Source organism: Micromonospora sp. ZG13 (assembly GCF_059359355.1).
The window spans coordinates 756,535-771,885 of the sequence record NZ_JCADBQ010000001.1; the positions used below are offsets into that span (position 1 = coordinate 756,535).

12 protein-coding genes are annotated in these 15,351 nt (G+C 73.3%); 6 read left to right on the forward strand and 6 right to left on the reverse strand.

Annotation, left to right across the window (positions count from 1 at the left end; genetic code table 11):
• The first annotated feature begins 38 nt into the window (after positions 1 to 38).
• Complete coding sequence (locus AC5L34_RS03665) at positions 39 to 686, forward strand: IclR family transcriptional regulator (RefSeq protein ID WP_089003149.1); 648 nt, start codon at positions 39 to 41, stop codon at positions 684 to 686.
• A 175-nt stretch (positions 687 to 861) separates the two neighbouring features.
• On the forward strand, positions 862 to 2,013 hold the full coding sequence (locus AC5L34_RS03670) for a putative endonuclease domain-containing protein (protein WP_494823786.1): 1,152 nt from the start codon (positions 862 to 864) through the stop codon (positions 2,011 to 2,013).
• 96 nt (positions 2,014 to 2,109) lie between these two features.
• Here the strand turns inward: AC5L34_RS03670 and AC5L34_RS03675 are convergent, their stop codons facing one another.
• The gene (locus AC5L34_RS03675; protein ID WP_441176226.1) at positions 2,110 to 3,798 is read right to left on the reverse strand and encodes a S8 family serine peptidase; all 1,689 of its coding nucleotides are present in this window, start codon (positions 3,796 to 3,798) and stop codon (positions 2,110 to 2,112) included.
• A gap of 136 nt (positions 3,799 to 3,934) precedes the next feature.
• Positions 3,935 to 4,900 carry an EamA family transporter gene (locus AC5L34_RS03680; RefSeq protein WP_494823787.1) on the reverse strand — a complete coding sequence of 322 codons (966 nt, stop codon included), beginning with the start codon at positions 4,898 to 4,900 and terminating at the stop codon, positions 3,935 to 3,937.
• A 75-nt stretch (positions 4,901 to 4,975) separates the two neighbouring features.
• On the opposite strand from AC5L34_RS03680, the gene AC5L34_RS03685 reads away from it, so the two are divergent.
• Positions 4,976 to 5,521 carry a CGNR zinc finger domain-containing protein gene (locus AC5L34_RS03685; protein WP_441176228.1) on the forward strand — a complete coding sequence of 182 codons (546 nt, stop codon included), beginning with the start codon at positions 4,976 to 4,978 and terminating at the stop codon, positions 5,519 to 5,521.
• Positions 5,522 to 5,999: 478 nt separating this feature from the next.
• Here AC5L34_RS03685 and AC5L34_RS03690 read toward each other — a convergent pair whose 3' ends face one another.
• The gene (locus AC5L34_RS03690) at positions 6,000 to 7,409 is read right to left on the reverse strand and encodes a class II fumarate hydratase (RefSeq protein ID WP_494823788.1); all 1,410 of its coding nucleotides are present in this window, start codon (positions 7,407 to 7,409) and stop codon (positions 6,000 to 6,002) included.
• Between the two features lie 170 nt (positions 7,410 to 7,579).
• Between AC5L34_RS03690 and AC5L34_RS03695 the strand changes: the two genes are divergently transcribed.
• Positions 7,580 to 9,430: a DNRLRE domain-containing protein gene (locus AC5L34_RS03695; RefSeq protein ID WP_494823789.1), complete on the forward strand. Its 1,851-nt coding sequence runs from the start codon at positions 7,580 to 7,582 to the stop codon at positions 9,428 to 9,430.
• Between the two features lie 58 nt (positions 9,431 to 9,488).
• Here the strand turns inward: AC5L34_RS03695 and AC5L34_RS03700 are convergent, their stop codons facing one another.
• From AC5L34_RS03700 to AC5L34_RS03710, 3 genes are all read right to left on the reverse strand, one after another.
• The gene (locus tag AC5L34_RS03700; RefSeq protein WP_441176231.1) at positions 9,489 to 11,156 is read right to left on the reverse strand and encodes a fumarate hydratase; all 1,668 of its coding nucleotides are present in this window, start codon (positions 11,154 to 11,156) and stop codon (positions 9,489 to 9,491) included.
• A 67-nt stretch (positions 11,157 to 11,223) separates the two neighbouring features.
• Positions 11,224 to 12,648, reverse strand: a complete 1,425-nt coding sequence (locus AC5L34_RS03705) for an outer membrane protein assembly factor BamB family protein (protein WP_494823790.1) — start codon at positions 12,646 to 12,648, stop codon at positions 11,224 to 11,226.
• 106 nt (positions 12,649 to 12,754) lie between these two features.
• Positions 12,755 to 13,243 carry an Lrp/AsnC family transcriptional regulator gene (locus AC5L34_RS03710; protein WP_441176233.1) on the reverse strand — a complete coding sequence of 163 codons (489 nt, stop codon included), beginning with the start codon at positions 13,241 to 13,243 and terminating at the stop codon, positions 12,755 to 12,757.
• A gap of 150 nt (positions 13,244 to 13,393) precedes the next feature.
• Here AC5L34_RS03710 and hppD point away from each other — a divergent pair, with 150 nt between their 5' ends.
• Positions 13,394 to 14,599, forward strand: a complete 1,206-nt coding sequence (gene hppD, locus AC5L34_RS03715) for a 4-hydroxyphenylpyruvate dioxygenase (protein WP_494823791.1) — start codon at positions 13,394 to 13,396, stop codon at positions 14,597 to 14,599.
• A gap of 10 nt (positions 14,600 to 14,609) precedes the next feature.
• A complete protein-coding gene (locus AC5L34_RS03720; RefSeq protein WP_441176235.1) occupies positions 14,610 to 15,332 on the forward strand; it encodes an RDD family protein in 723 nt (240 codons plus the stop codon).
• Positions 15,333 to 15,351 lie beyond the last annotated feature (19 nt).

Consider the following 15,351-nt stretch of genomic DNA (forward strand, 5'->3'; position numbering starts at 1 on the left):
TCCGGGGTTGTCCGGAGCCGGGTCGTACGCTGCTGGTCGTGGAGACGACGGCGCGGGGCGGGGAGACGGCGCAGACCCTGGACCGGGGGCTGCGGCTGCTGCACCTGGTCGCCGACGCACCGGGCGGGCTCACCGTCACCGAGGCGGCGAACCGGCTGGGCGTCGGCCGGGCGGCGGTGTACCGGCTGGTCGGCGCGCTCGCCGCGCACGGCATGCTGCGCCGCGACGGCGAGGGCCGGCTGCGCCTCGGCGCCGGGGTGCTGCACCTGGCGCGACGGGCCCAGCCGCTGCTCGCCGAGGGGGCGCTGCCCGCGTTGCGCCGCCTCGCGGAGCAGGCCGGCGCGACCGCCCACCTGACCGTGGTCGAGGGCGGCGAGGGGGTCGCGCTGGCCGTGGTCGAGCCGAGCTGGACGTCTTTCCACGTCGCGTACCGGACGGGGGCGCGGCACCCGCTGGAGCGCGGGGCGGCGGGACGGGCCATCCTCGCCGGCCGGGCGGGCGCCGCCGGCCCGGTGAGCACCGCCGGGGAGCTCCAACCCGGGGCGTACGGCGTGGCCGCCCCGGTGCTCGGCGTGCCGGGCCTGGAGGCGAGCGTCGGGGTGGTGGCGCTGGCCCAGCTCGACGCCGAGGTGGTCGGCGCGCAGGTCCTCGCCGCGGCCACCGCCATCGCCGCCGCCCTCTCCTGAGCCGGCCGGCCCTCTACCTCCCTCGACTGGGGGGACGTCCTGCGCCTCCCGAGGGGCGGTCCTCTAGCACATCCGGCGGCCGTCGTTCCGGTTGTCCACAGGCGACGGTCCCCGGTGCGACCCCGGTTGTCCACAGGGGTGTCGGGCGGCCCCGGGCGGCGGGCACGCTGGCCGCATGCCACCTCCACCGCACCGACCAGGCGTCCTGGCCTGGCAGGTCTTCCGCGGCTCGGACGCGATCCGACAGGGCCTGGTCACCGAGCACCAACTGCGCAGCTCCGCCTGGCTGCGCCTGCGCCACGACGTCTACGCCGACGCCCGGCTGGACCGGGACCACGCCCTGGCCTGCCGGGCCGCCGCCCTGCGGTTGCCGCGCGAGGCGGTCGTCGCCGGCCCCTCGGCGGCCTACCTGCACGGTGTCGAGCACGCCGCCTCGTTCGTCGACGACGTGCACGTCCTCGTCCCGAGGGCGATGCGGCTCGGCCCGCAACGGGGCCTGCGCGTGCACTCCACGGGCCCGCACCGGCAGCCCGGAAAGGCGGGTGGCGGTCCGCACCCGACGCTCCGCACGCCGGCCGAGGGCGGGGGCACGGCGGCACCCGCAACCGCCGGCCGGGACATGGCGGTCTGCGCAACCGCCGGCGGCCGGGACACGGCGGCACCCGCGACCGCCGGTGGCGGGGAGGTCGTGGTCGTACCGCCGGGCGGCGGCCTGCGCACGGCGCTGCGCGCGCCGGCCGACGGCCCGGGCACCGCGGTCCGGCCGGTTCCGGCCGGCCTGAGGGTGGCGGATCTGCGCACCGCCGGTGTGCCGGTCAGCACCGATCCGACGTCTGCGGCGTGGGAGACGGCGGTCTGGTTGGAGCCGCTTCGTGCGGTCGGCATCGTCGACTCGCTGCTGCGGCAGGGGCTGACCAGCCGCACGGCCCTCGCCGACGTCGCCACCCGCAACGCCGACCGGCCCGGCGGTCGCCGGGCCCGCTGGGTGTTCGGCCTGGCGGATCCGGGCGCCCGGTCGCCGGCCGAGTCTGAGCTGCGGGTCCGGCTGGTGCTGGCCGGGCTGCCGCGCCCCGCCGTCCGGCACCCGGTCCGGGTCGCCGCCGGGCTGGTCGTGCACGCCGACCTGGCGTGGTCGGCGTACCGCGTCGCCGTCGCCCAGGACGGGCGGCACGCCGAGGCCGATGGCGGGCGCCTCGACCGGATCGCCCGGCTGGTCGGCGCCGGCTGGCTCGTGCTGCCGGTCACCGGCAGGCGGCTGCGCCACGACTTCCCGGGTGTCCTGCGCGAGGCTCGCGCCGCGCTCGGCGCCCGGGGCTGGCGCCCGTGACCGGGGCGCCCGCGTCGGGCAACCAAATCGACCGCCCGCCGCCGGACGTGCGAGGGGCCCGGCCGAAGTCGGCCGGGCCCCTCGGGTGGTGCGTCGTTACGGGCGGGCGTTGGGCTTGAGCGGGGTCTTCACCGCCGCGTACGCGTCGACGATGCCGTAACCGTAGAAGCCGTTGAAGTTCAGCCCTCCGGCGCAGTAGGCGTCGAACTCGGCGTCCCGGCCCTCGTTGGCGTACGACTGCAGGCGCGGCTCCGGGCAGGCGCGCTCGGTCGCCGTCCGGTAGAGGTGCTGCTCCACCAGCTTCGGTGCCATCCCGAAGCCGCCGTGACGCTCCTTCTTGCCGTGCTTGCTGACGATCAGCGCGGCGACGCCGGAGGCGTGCGGGGCCGCCATCGAGGTGCCCTGCAGGTAGGTGTAGTACCCGCACTCACCGTTGGCCTTGCACTGCTTGAAGACCGTCTCCTCGAAGCCGGCGACGATGTTGCCGTCGGCGTCGACCGAGCCCTCCTCCTGGAGCACCTTCTTCGGGTACGTCGAGAGGATCATGTTGGCGTCGGTGCGGTAGGTGTCCGTGCCGAAGCCGTCGCGGAACCAGCCGCCGGGCGCCGCCACGGCGGTCCGCTCGGTGCCGTAGTTCGAGAAGTCCGACTTCTTGCCCGACGGCCCGACCGCCGACACGCTGATCACGTTGGGGCCCTCGGCGGGCAGATCCCAGCAGGTGTCGTTGTCGATCTCGCGCGGGTAGGGCGCGGTGTCACCGTAGTCCGGGCTCGACACGTCGGTCCGCGGGTCGCCCAGGTCCTCGTGGTTGTTGCCCAGCGCGCCGACCAGGGTGACGCCCCGGTTGTGGGCGAAGTTCAGGGCCCGCTTCATGGCCTTGATGATGGCCCGCTGCTCGGCCTGGTGCTCCGGGGAGTCGGCCGGGTTGGCGGTGCAGTTGTAGAGCCACGGGTCGACGTAGAAGGACATGTTGACCACGTCCAGGCCGACCTTCCCGGCGTGCAGCAGGGAGTTGACCACCGGCTCCAGGAAGAAGTAGCCGGAGTCCTGGCCGCCCTTGAGCTCGACCAGGGAGACGTTCGGGGCGACGCCGGAGAGACCGAAGCCGTTGGCCGCGGCGCCGATGGTGCCGGCCACGTGGGTGCCGTGCCCGCCGTCGTCGGTGCCGACCGGGTCGAGGCAGCTCGCCACCTCGCACTCGCCGTCGACGTCGACGATGTCCGGAGCGAAGTTGCGGGACAGCGCCCAGTTGAAGTTCGGCGCGATGTCCGGGTTGCTGGCGTCGACGCCGGTGTCCAGGACGCCGACGGTGACCCGGCGGTCGCCCGGCTCAATCTTGCGCGCCTGGTCTGCCCGGATCATCTCCAGGCCCCAGAGCTTGTCGTCCAGCGGGTCCATCTTCTTGCCGCGCTTGGCGCCGGCGCCCTTGGCAGCGGCGGCGGCCAGCAGGTGCTCCTGCTCGACCCGGTCGAGCTTGGGTTTACGGCCGATCGCCTTCTGCTCGGTGGCGCCGATCAGCGCCGACGCGGCAGTGGCCTTCGCGGCGAAGTCCGTCCGGTCGCTGGTGACCCGGAACATGCCGACCTCGTCGGACCGGGAGACCACCGTGCCGCCGGCCGAACGGATGGCGGCGATGGCCGCGTCCGCGGAGACACCGTCCTCGGCGACGACGGTGAAGGTACGGGCACTGGCCGGCACGGCACTGGCCGGCACGCTCATACCTGTCACCGCAAGTGCCAGCGCGGTCGCGGACGCGACAGCACCGGCGGTGAAGCGCTTGCTCACCACATCGGATCCTCTCGTTGAGGGACGTGGCAGCCATCAGACATCACCGGTGCGCATTCCGCCAGGGCAGCGTCGGCTATGGCGGGAATCTCGTTTTCATCCGCACTGCGGGCAGCAGGCCGGACCGTTCAGGTCGTCACGGCAGGGCGGGCTCGGTGGCGCGCGGCTCCGGGCGGTCGTCGGCACGGGGAGCGCGCAGCTCGTCGACGCGCACCAGGGCGACGCCGGCGACGATCAGTGCGCCGCCGAGCAGTTGCACCACGGCGGGCAGTTCGCCCAGCACCAGCCAGGCGATCAGGACTGCGAACATCACCTCGGTCAGCCCGACGAACGACGACAGCCGCGCGCCGAGGATCCGGGTGCCGGCGATCCCGGCGAGGTACGCGACGACGGCGGCGATCAGCGACAGCCCGACCACCGGCACCAACCAGCTGGTGCGCTGCCCGGCGAAGGTGACCTCGCCGAAGGCCACCCGCAGCGGCAGCGCACCGACCGCCCCGAGCAGCAGCAGGACGGCGGCCCCGACGGCCATGCCGCCGCTGGCCATGGCCACGGAGGGCAGATCCTCGTCGACCCGTCCCGCGAGCACGAAGTAGCCGGCGAGGCCGACCGCCGCCCCGAGCCCCCAGAGCACGCCCACCGCGTCGAGCCGGCCGGCGCCGGTCAGGTCCAGGACGAAGAACAGGCCGGCGAGGGCGGCCACCGAGCCGGCGACGGTCAGCCGGCGGGGACGCTGCCCGTGGACCAGCCACATCCAGCCCACCACCAGGACGATGCCGAGATACTCCAGCAGCAGCGCGACACCGACCGGCAGGTAGCGCACCGCGTTGAAGAAGCAGACCTGGGCCGTCGCGACCCCGAGCAGCCCGAACACGCCGATCGCGGCGAGGTTGCGGCGCAGCACGCCCCACCTGCCGCGCAGCGACAGCGCGGCCGGGACAGCCACGATCAGCGCGGCGACGCCGACGCGGGCGATCACGGCCGCCTCGGCCGACCAGCCGGCGTCGATGAGGGACCGGGCGAAGGTGCCCGACGTGGCGAAGGTGACGGCGGAGAGCAGGGCGAGGCCGAGGCCGAGCCCGGCGGCGGGTGGCTGACGCATCGATCCACTCCCACTGTCATGAGTAAAATGCAACTTCACTCGTGACGCTAGGTCGGCCCCCCGACAGGAGTCAAGTTGCTTTTCACCCATGACACGGAATGTTCCCTGACCGCCGTGGCAGCGCTGGTGAACACCGCCGGCCGCGACGGTGAGGGCCTGCCCGACGTCGCCGCCCTGGACGCGTACTTCGTCGCCCACGCCTACAGCGGGCGGCACGAGCACACCGAGGAGGAACTGCGGGCCGTACGCGACCTCCGGCCCCGGCTGCGCCGCGTCTGGTACGCCGACACCGAGGGCATCGTCACGATCGTCAACGAACTGCTCCGCGAGTACGACGCGTTGCCCCAGCTCATCACCCACGACGACGAGCCGTACCACTTCCACGCCGTGCCGCGCGACGCGCCGCTGGCAACCCGGATGGCCGTCGAGGCCGCGATGGCGCTGGCGGACCTCGTACGCGCCGGTGAGCTGCGCCGGCTGCGGATCTGCGACCACCCGGACTGCGAGAACGTGCTCGTCGACCTGTCGAAGAACCGCTCCCGCCGGTTCTGTGACGCCGGCTGCGGTAACCGTGCCGCCGTCACCGCCTACCGCGCCCGCAGGTCCGCCTCGCGCGGTTGACGGCGACGATTCAGCGGGCCCGGCCGCGCGTCCGCTCCCCCGTGCCGATCCACCAGTCCCCCGGCGCGGTACAGGAACCACACCGGCGACAGGTGCGGCGAAACGTCCGGGCGTAGGGTGCACAGCCACACCACGCGCTCGCGGCCGAGGCGGTCCAGGACCTCCACGCCGGGCACTACCGTCACCGCCGTCGACGCCGCCGATGGAAGCGTGTCAACCGTCCCGCCCGTCGGCACGCCTGCCCCTGCCCTGTCGAGCTGCCCCGCCCATGGGACCACTCCGCGCACACGGCCCTCGCCCGGTGCTCTACGTCGGATGGTCCGCTTTCGGGTCAGCGCTGGGACACCTGGCTGTCGGCAGGGCCGTCGGCGCCCCGGTCTCACCGGCGGGGCAGGTCGACAGCGCACACACCGCCCTCCGCGAGCGGGGACCGGACACCACCCGGCACGGACCCCCGGGCGAGGCGAGGCGGGACGACTCAGGGGTGGGTCATCCGGAGCAGGTCGAGCGCCTCGTCGAGCTGGGTCTCGGTCAGCTTGCCCGAGTCGACGTGCCCCCGGGCGATGACCACCTCGCGGATCGAGATCTGCTTGGCCAGCGCCTCCTTGGCGATGGAGGCGGCCTCGTCGTACCCGAGGTGGCGGTTGAGCGGGGTGACGATCGACGGCGAGCCCTCGGCGTACGCCAGGCAGACCTCGGCGTCCGCGACCAGGCCGACCACCAGGCGGTCGGCGAAGAGCCGGCTCGACGCGGCGAGCAGGCGGACCGACTCCAGCAGGTTGCGGCCCATCACGGGGAGCATGACGTTCAGCTCGAAGTCGCCCTGGGAGCCGGCGAACCCGACGGCGGCGTCGTTGCCGATGACCTGGGCGCAGACCTGCCGCATCGCCTCGGCGACGACCGGGTTGACCTTGCCCGGCATGATCGACGAGCCGGGCTGGAGGTCGGGGATGCGCAGCTCGCGCAGCCCGGCGCGGGGGCCCGAGCCCATCCAGCGGATGTCGTTGGCGATCTTGTAGAGGCCGACGGCGATCGTGCGCAGCTGCCCGGAGGTCTCCACCAGCGCGTCCCGGGCGCCCTGCGCCTCGAAGTGGTTGCGCGCCTCGGTCAGCGGCAGCCCGGTCGAGCCGCGCAGCTTCTCGATGACCTTCGCGGCGAAGCCGAGCGGGGTGTTGATGCCGGTGCCCACCGCCGTGCCGCCCAGCGGCAGCTCGGCCAGCCGGGGCAGTGCCCCCTCCAGCCGCTCGATGCCGTAGCGGACCTGGGCGGCGTACCCGCCGAACTCCTGCCCGAGGGTCACCGGGGTGGCGTCCATCAGGTGGGTACGCCCGGCCTTGACCACGGTCTCGAACTCCGCCGCCTTGCCCTCCAGGGCCTCCGCCAGGTGGGCCAGCGCCGGCAGCAGGTCCCGCGCCACGGCCTCGGTGGCCGCCAGGTGGATCGAGGACGGGAAGACGTCGTTGCTGGACTGCGAGGCGTTCACGTCGTCGTTCGGGTGTACGTCGCGGCCCAGCTCCCGGCCGGCCAGGGTGGCGATGACCTCGTTGGTGTTCATGTTCGACGACGTGCCGGACCCGGTCTGGAACACGTCGATCGGGAACTGGTCGTCGTAGCCGCCGTCGGCCACGTGCGCGGCGGCGGCGGCGATCGCCGCCGCCACGTCCGCGTCGATCACGCCCAGTTCGCCGTTGACCTCGGCCGCCGCGCCCTTGATCTGGGCCAGCGCCCGGATCTGGGCCGGTTCGATGCCCCGGCCGGAGATCGGGAAGTTCTGCACCGCGCGCTGGGTCTGCGCCCGCCACAGCGCCTCGGTGGGCACCTCCACCTCGCCCATCGAGTCGCGTTCGATCCGGTAGCCCGTCGCCTCTGGAGTCGTCACGCGTACCATCCTGCCGCCTCGACGAGGGACTCGCAGATGATCGCCCAGTCCAGCCCGGCCCCCGCGTACGCGGCAGGGACCGGCCGGCGCACGGGATCGGTCGAAAGTCGGGCGCCGGCACCGGGACCAGGCACTTAGGATCGTGGAAGTATTCGCACTCCATCGGAGGGTCTTCCACCTTGCACGAACAACGGGGTTCCACCGGCGTGCCCGCCGTACGCCGACGGCGCGCTCCGCGCCGGTTCCTCACCACGGGGCTCACCGCACTGCTGACCGCCACCGGGGCGGTCGTCGTCACCACCCAGCCCGCCGTCGCCGCACCGGCCCACTGGGTCCCACCGACGAGCGTGAGCTACACGGACGCGCGGCAGCAGGGCACGACCTTCACCACCACCACCGAAGCGGACGTCCCGGTCGGCACCCTGGAGACCGCCGGGGTCAAGCACACGACCAGGGCCTACCTCACATTCGACCTGACGCCCTACCAGGGCAAGGAGATCATCGACGCCACGCTACGCACCGGGGAGTCGGCGGTCGCGGACTGCGACCGGCCGCGCGAGCTGGAGCTGTGGCGCACGGACTCGCCGGCGACCGCGCCGACCTGGGACGACGCGCCGACCGTACGGGAGAAGGTCGGCGACCTCGGTCCCACCGCTGGATGCCCGGCGGCCCACCTCGAACTGCCGCTCACGCGGACCGTGCAGCAGGCGGTCGACGCCGGGCGGGGCTCGCTCACGCTGATGATCCGGGTCCCCGGGGACCACGAGGAGAACAAGCACCACGGTCGGCGGCTGCGGACGCCGGGCATCTCGCTGACCGCGAACGCCGCGCCCGACGTACCGGGCGCCCTCACCGTCGCCGGGCGGGACTGCGCCGGCGACCAGGTGGTCGACACCGCCACGCCGACCCTCGCCGCCGAGGTCACCGACCCGGACGCGAACGGGACCGGCCTCGTCGAACAGGTGACGGCGACCTTCGCGTGGTGGCCGGTCGACCGGCCCGACGAACGGACGGAGTGGACCTCGGGGACGTTCTCCGCGCCGCGCCGCTTCCAGTACACGGTGCCCGCCGACGCGATGGTCGAGGGCGGCAGCTACGCCTTCGCGGTCCGCGCGGCCGACCAGCACGCCACCTCCGCCTGGTCGCCGGAGTGCCGGTTCGCGGTCGACACCACCAGCCCCGCCGCGCCGACGGTCAGCTCCACGGACTACCCGGCCGACGACGGCTGGTACGGCGGTCCCGGCATCCCGGGCCAGTTCACCTTCTCCGCCGGCGGCGACACCGACACGGTGCGATTCCGCTACACCGTGTCCGGGCAGCCGGCGACCGACGTGGCGGCCGACGTCCCGGGCGGCTCGGCGACCGTCACCCTCACCCCCGACCGGGACGGGCCGAGGACGCTCACCGTCGAGGCGGTGGACCTCGCGGGCAACCGCTCCACGCCCACGAGCTACGTGTTCCGGGTGCGCACCACCAGCCCGACCATCACCGACGCCAACCCGACGGCCGGCTTCGGCCAGCCGCGCACCCTGACGTTCGCGCCCCGGATGGAGGACGTCGTCGAGTACACCTACCGGCTCGACGACGGACCGGAGCAGACCGTGCCGGCGACCGCCGACGGCACGGTCACGGTCACGATCACGCCGACGAAGCCGGGCTACAACACCGTGTACGTCCGCAGCCGGACGGCCGGTGACCTGCCGTCCGGCGAGGGCAGCTACCGGTTCCACCTCGCGACCAAGCCCACGGTCAGCTCGGTCGAGTACCCGATCAACAAGTTCCAGGGTGCGGTCGCCGGCACGCCGGGGACGTTCGTCCTCCAGCCCGGCATGCCCGGGGTGACGGAGTTCGTCTACTCCTTCGACGGCCGTCCGGCGCAGACGGTCGCGGCGGGCGCCGACGGGTCGGCGTCGGTGGGTTACACCCCGACGACGGTCGGGATCCACCGGGTCACCGTCTACACGCGGACCGGCGACGGGACCGTCTCGGAGACCTTCAGCGGCACCTTCTACGCCAGCCGGGCGAGCTGACGTAGGGCAACGACGAGGGGCGCCGGGCCACTGCCCGGCGCCCCTTCGCGTACGCGGGTCAGCGGCGGCCGACCGTCAGCACCGGCTTGGTGACCTCGGCGAAGAAGTCGTTGCCCTTGTCGTCGACCACGATGAAGGCCGGGAAGTCCTCCACCTGGATCTTCCAGACCGCCTCCATGCCCAGCTCCGCGTATTCCAGGACCTCCACGTGCTTGATGCAGTCCTGGGCGAGCCGGGCGGCCGGGCCGCCGATCGAGCCGAGGTAGAAGCCGCCGTGCTGCTGGCAGGAGCGGGTGACCTGGGCGGACCGGTTGCCCTTGGCGAGCATGACCTGCGAGCCGCCCGCGGCCTGGAACTTCTCCACGTACGCGTCCATCCGCCCGGCGGTGGTCGGGCCGAACGAGCCGGACGCGTAGCCCTCGGGGGTCTTGGCCGGGCCGGCGTAGTAGACGGCGTGGTCGCGCAGGTACTGCGGCATCGGCTCGCCGGCGTCCAGCCGCTCCGCGATCTTGGCGTGCGCGATGTCGCGGGCCACCACGAGCGGACCGGTCAGCGACAGCCGGGTCTTCACCGGGTACTTCGACAGCTCGGCGCGGATCTCGTCCATCGGTCGGTTGAGGTCGACACGCACCACCTCGGACGCGTCGAGCGTCTCGTCGGTGACGTCGGGCAGGTAGCGCGCCGGGTCGGTCTCGAGCCGCTCCAGCCACACGCCCGACGGGGTGATCTTGGCGACCGCCTGCCGGTCGGCCGAGCAGGAGACGGCGATCGCCACCGGGCAGGAGGCGCCGTGCCGGGGCAGCCGGACCACCCGTACGTCGTGGCAGAAGTAGCGCCCGCCGAACTGCGCGCCGATGCCGAAGTTGCGGGTCAGCTCCAGCACCTCCGCCTCCAACTCCAGGTCCCGGAAGCCGTGCGCGCTCATCGAGCCGGAGGTGGGCAGCGCGTCCAGGTACTTGGCGCTGGCGTACTTGGCGGTCTTCAGGGCGTACTCGGCGGAGGTGCCGCCGATGACGACGGCGAGGTGGTACGGCGGGCAGGCGGCGGTGCCGATGAGCCGCAGCTTCTCCTCCAGGAACTGCATCATCCGCGTGGGGTTCAGCAGCGCCTTGGTCTCCTGGTAGAGGTAGGACTTGTTGGCCGAGCCGCCGCCCTTGGCCATGAAGAGGAACTTGTAGGCGTCGGGCTGCCCGTCGGGGTCCTCCGCGTAGAGCTCGACCTGGGCCGGCAGGTTGCTGCCCGTGTTGCGCTCCTCCCACATGGTCAGCGGGGCGAGCTGCGAGTAGCGCAGGTTGAGCCGGGTGTAGGCCTGGTAGACGCCGCGAGACAGGGCCTCGGCGTCGCTGCCGTCGGTGAGCACGTGCCGGCCGCGCTTGCCCATCACGATGGCGGTGCCGGTGTCCTGGCACATCGGCAGCACGCCGCCGGCCGCGATGTTGGCGTTGCGCAGCAGGTCGAGCGCGACGAACCGGTCGTTCGGCGAGGCCGCCGGATCGTCGATGATCGCGCGCAGCTGGGCCAGGTGCGCGGGGCGCAGGAAGTGCGCGATGTCGTGCATGGCCTCGGCCGTCAGCGCGGTGAGCGCGGTCGGCTCCACGGTGAGGAACCGGCGGCCCCCCGGCCCGTTGACGACGTCGACGCCCTCGTCGGTGACCAGGCGGTATTCCGTCTGGTCCGGACCGGTCGGCAGCAAGGGAGCGTACGAGAACGCGGCGGCACTGCTCATGAGCGGAAAGCCTAGGGCAGAAGGGTCGATCAGTCCCACCCGCCGGGTCGGTCCTGGGACGACGCTCTCACCCGGGGCAGAGCTCCCGCTTCGGGCCGCAGCTGTCCGCCGGCCCCGGCACGCTCCCCGTGCCGCCGGGGCCCGGTACGCCGCCGTCGCGCGGCGGGACGGGGGCGCCCCGCGCGCCGCCGAAGCGGACGTAGCCGATCTCCCGCCCCTCGCCGATGACCATGCCACCCGGGCCGACCGCGAGGGCGTTCGCGGAGGTGCGCAGGCTCGCCAGTTCCCGCCCGGTACGCGGTTCCAGCGCCACCAGCCGGGACGGCTTCTCGTCGGCGATCACGGCCGCGTACGGGGTGAGCGCGGCGCCGGCCTTCGCCCCGGTGGGGCGGGTCCACCGGACCCGGCCGGCGCCCAGCTCCCGGCCGACCACCGCCCGCTTGTCGGCCGTCCGGACCAGGGCGTGCCGGTCGTCGACCGCGAGCAGCCGCTCCCCGGCGTCGGTGACCAGCAGCAGCCGCCCGTCGTAGCCGTCGAGGACCGCCTCACGGGCGTCCGGGGCCACCCCGATCAGCACGTTGCGCGCCCCGTACGGGTCCTCGCGCTGCGCGCAGCCGGCGTTGTCGGCGGTCCGCAGGTTGATCCCGGCCCGCTGCCACGCCTCCTGGCCGGTCGCCGGGTCCCGCCCGGAGATGGCGAAGTAGCAGGTGCCGTCCTGGGAGCGGGCGGTGATCCGCAGCAACCGGCCGCCGACCACCGACAGCCGCTCGTCCCGGCCGGGCTCGACGTCCTGGAGCATCCGCCCGGTGGCGGTGTCGAGGACGTGCACCCGCCCGTCGATGGGGAAACCGAGCAGCGGCGGTACGGGCTCCGGGCCGGCCACCTCGTCGTCGATCCGGACGGCGTCGAGGCGGCGGGTGTCGAGCAGCCCGGGGTTGTCGCCGAGCAGGCCGCTGCGCACCCCCGGCACGAAGGCCGTCCAGAGGGGGGCGGTGCCGCGCGGGTCCCAGGCGCTCACCGTGCAGTCGGTGGCGTCGACGCAGCGGGCGTCGAGCAGCATGTTGCGGTACGTCCAGACGGCCACCGCGTCGCCGTCGCGCCGCCGCGTGGCGCCGGTCGTCGGGTCGAGCACCTCGTACCCCTTGACCAGCAGCTTGCCCACGACGACGACCGGGTCCCGGTCGCCGCCGGCCACCGCGGACCAGTCGGCCTTGCGCTCCCACAGCTGGGCGCCCGTGGCCAGGCTGCGGGCCTCCACGCGGGTGCGCTGCTCGACCACGACGGTCTCGCCGGCGATGGTCACGCTGCGCGGGGTGCCGCCGACGCGTTGCTGCCAGACCACGTCGGGCTTGGAGATCGGCTCGCTGCGGTCGACCCAGTCCCACACCGCGGGGAACGGGTTCCACACCCCGGTCGCGGCGAGCGCGACGACCGCGGCGAGCGCGAGCAGCAGCCCACCACGCCACCCACCGAGGCCGCCCGCCTTCGCCACACGCACACCGTAGCGACGACCGCCGCGCGCCCGCCCTCCCGCGCCGCCGTGTCGCCGCCCTTTCTCGCGTGCCCGAGGGCGTACGGGAGGGCCTTCGGCCCGCTGCTCACCGCTGGACGGCGGAGCGCACCAGGGGAAGGGTGCGGTAGGGGATCTGCTCGGCCAGGGCGATGATCGTCGAGGCGCGGCGGATGCCCTCGTACGAGACGATCTGGTCGATCACCCGCTGGAGGTCGGTGTTCGAGCGGGCAACGATCCGGCAGAGCAGGTCGCTGGAGCCGGTGATGGTGTGCGCCTCCAGCACCTCCGGGATCGCGCCCAGGTGCGCGGCGACCCGGTCGTGCCCGTGCCGCTGGCTGATCTCCAGCGTGACGAAGCTGGTCACCCCGAACCCGATCGCCGCCGGGGTGATCTCCGGCCCGAACCCGGAGATGACGCCGCGCTCGGCGAGCTTGTCCAGCCGGGCCTGCACGGTGCCCCGGGCGACCCCGAGGCGCCGGGACGACTCCAGCACCCCGATCCGCGGCTCCTCCGCGAGCAGTTCGATCAACCGCGCATCGAGGGCATCGAGCTGCACAACCTGACCAGCACTCATACGGTTGCACCCTACTTAATGCGCAACCTGACCAGGCACAGGCACGACAGTTGCCCAGTGCGGCCCTTCACCGCGATCCTCGCCACAGAGCCACGGCACACGACCGACGGCGGCGGCCACGAGGCCGACCGGAACTTGAGGGAGACCGCGATGACCCAGGCGATCGACCGACCCCAGGCAACCGAAGACGTCGACGTCGACGTGCTCGTCGGCGCCGTCGACCACGACATCAGCCGCGACCCGTTCCCCGTCAAGGGCCTCGACCACGTGCACTTCCTCGTGGGCAACGCCAAGCAGGCCGCGCACTACTACTCCACCGCGTTCGGCATGACCTGCGTGGCGTACCGGGGCCCGGAGCAGGGCTACCGCGACCACGCCCAGTACGTGCTGACCAGCGGCTCGGCCCGGTTCGTACTCACCGGCGCGGTCCGCCCGGACGCCGACGGCGCCGAGCACGTGACGAAGCACAGCGACGGCGTCTCCGACATCGCGCTGGAGGTGCCGGACGTCGACGCCGCGTACGCGCACGCCACCGCGCAGGGCGCCACCGGCCTGGTCGAGCCGCACGACGTCAGCGACGAACACGGCACCGTCCGGCTGGCCGCCATCGCGGCGTACGGCGACACCCGGCACACCCTGGTCGACCGGTCCCGCTACACCGGCCCGTTCCTGCCCGGGTTCGTGGCCCGCAAGCCGATCGTGGACCGGCAGCCGATGATCGACGCCGGCGTGCAGCCGAAGCGCTTCTTCCAGGCCGTGGACCACGTGGTCGGCAACGTCGAGCTGGGCCGCATGGACGAGTGGGTCGAGTTCTACAAGCGCGTCATGGGCTTCTCGAACATGGCCGAGTTCATCGGCGACGACATCGCCACCGACTACTCGGCGCTGATGAGCAAGGTCGTCGCCAACGGCACCCGCAAGGTGAAGTTCCCGCTCAACGAGCCGGCGATCGCCCGCAAGAAGTCGCAGATCGACGAGTACCTGGAGTTCTACCAGGGCCCGGGCGCCCAGCACATCGCCGTGGCCACCAACGACATCCTGGCCAGCGTCGACGCGATGCGCGCCGCCGGCGTCGAGTTCCTGGACACCCCGGACTCGTACTACGACGACCCGGAGCTGCGCGCCCGGATCGGCCAGGTACGGGTGCCGATCGAGGAGTTGAAGGCCCGCAAGATCCTGGTGGACCGGGACGAGGACGGCTACCTGCTCCAGATCTTCACCAAGCCGGTGCAGGACCGCCCGACGGTCTTCTTCGAGCTGATCGAGCGGCACGGCTCGCTCGGCTTCGGCAAGGGCAACTTCAAGGCGCTCTTCGAGGCCATCGAGCGGGAGCAGGAAGCGCGCGGCAACCTGTAACACTGACGGCGTGACGCAGCCTCCGACGTACCCGACGCCGCCGGCCGGTGGGCACCCGCCCGCCGCCGGCGGCTTCGCGCCGCCCGCCGGTCCCGCCCACCAGGGGTACGCGGTGCCGCCGCAGCACGTCCCGCCCGGTCAGTTCCCGCCGCCCGGCTGGACCCCGCCGCCCCCGGGCTGGGCCGGCCCGCCCCGCCCGGCCCCGGCGCTCGGCCCGGGCGGGCAGCCGCTCGCCAGCTTCGGTGACCGGCTGCTCGCCGCGCTGATCGACGGCGCGCTGAGCGGGGCCGTGGTGATGGTCCTCCTCATGCCGCCGATGCTGATCCTGTTCCTGAACATGACGAGCGACCTGTCCCGGACCAACCCGGACGGCACCCTCGGGCCGACGCCCGACGCGTTCCTCACGGAGTTCCTGCTGCCGCTGTTCCTGCTTCAACTGGGCCTGATGGTGGTGATGTTCGGCCTCTACTGGCTCTACCACGTCGAATACATGAAGCGCACCGGGCAGACCTTCGGCAAGAAGGTGATGAAGCTGCGCATCGTGCCGCTCGACCCGGCCGCCACCCTCGACCGGCGGATGGCCGGCAAGCGGTACGCCGTGCAGTACCTGGCCGCCGGCTTCCTGCCCGGCCTCAGCTACCTCGACGGGCTGTGGCAGTTGTGGGACAAGCCCTGGCAGCAGTGCCTCCACGACAAGTTCGCCGGCACCGTCGTCGTTAAGGTGTCTGCGTGAGCGAGCGCAGCGAGGCCAG

Bases quoted from the DNA above. Each gene is read 5' to 3' on its own strand.
- AC5L34_RS03690 (WP_494823788.1), bottom strand. From the start codon at position 7,409: ATGGTACGCGTGACGACTCCAGAGGCGACGGGCTACCGGATCGAACGC.
- AC5L34_RS03680 (WP_494823787.1), bottom strand. From the start codon at position 4,900: ATGCGTCAGCCACCCGCCGCCGGGCTCGGCCTCGGCCTCGCCCTGCTC.
- AC5L34_RS03710 (WP_441176233.1), bottom strand. From the start codon at position 13,243: ATGAGTGCTGGTCAGGTTGTGCAGCTCGATGCCCTCGATGCGCGGTTG.
- AC5L34_RS03700 (WP_441176231.1), bottom strand. From the start codon at position 11,156: ATGAGCAGTGCCGCCGCGTTCTCGTACGCTCCCTTGCTGCCGACCGGT.
- hppD (WP_494823791.1), top strand. From the start codon at position 13,394: ATGACCCAGGCGATCGACCGACCCCAGGCAACCGAAGACGTCGACGTC.
- AC5L34_RS03670 (WP_494823786.1), top strand. From the start codon at position 862: ATGCCACCTCCACCGCACCGACCAGGCGTCCTGGCCTGGCAGGTCTTC.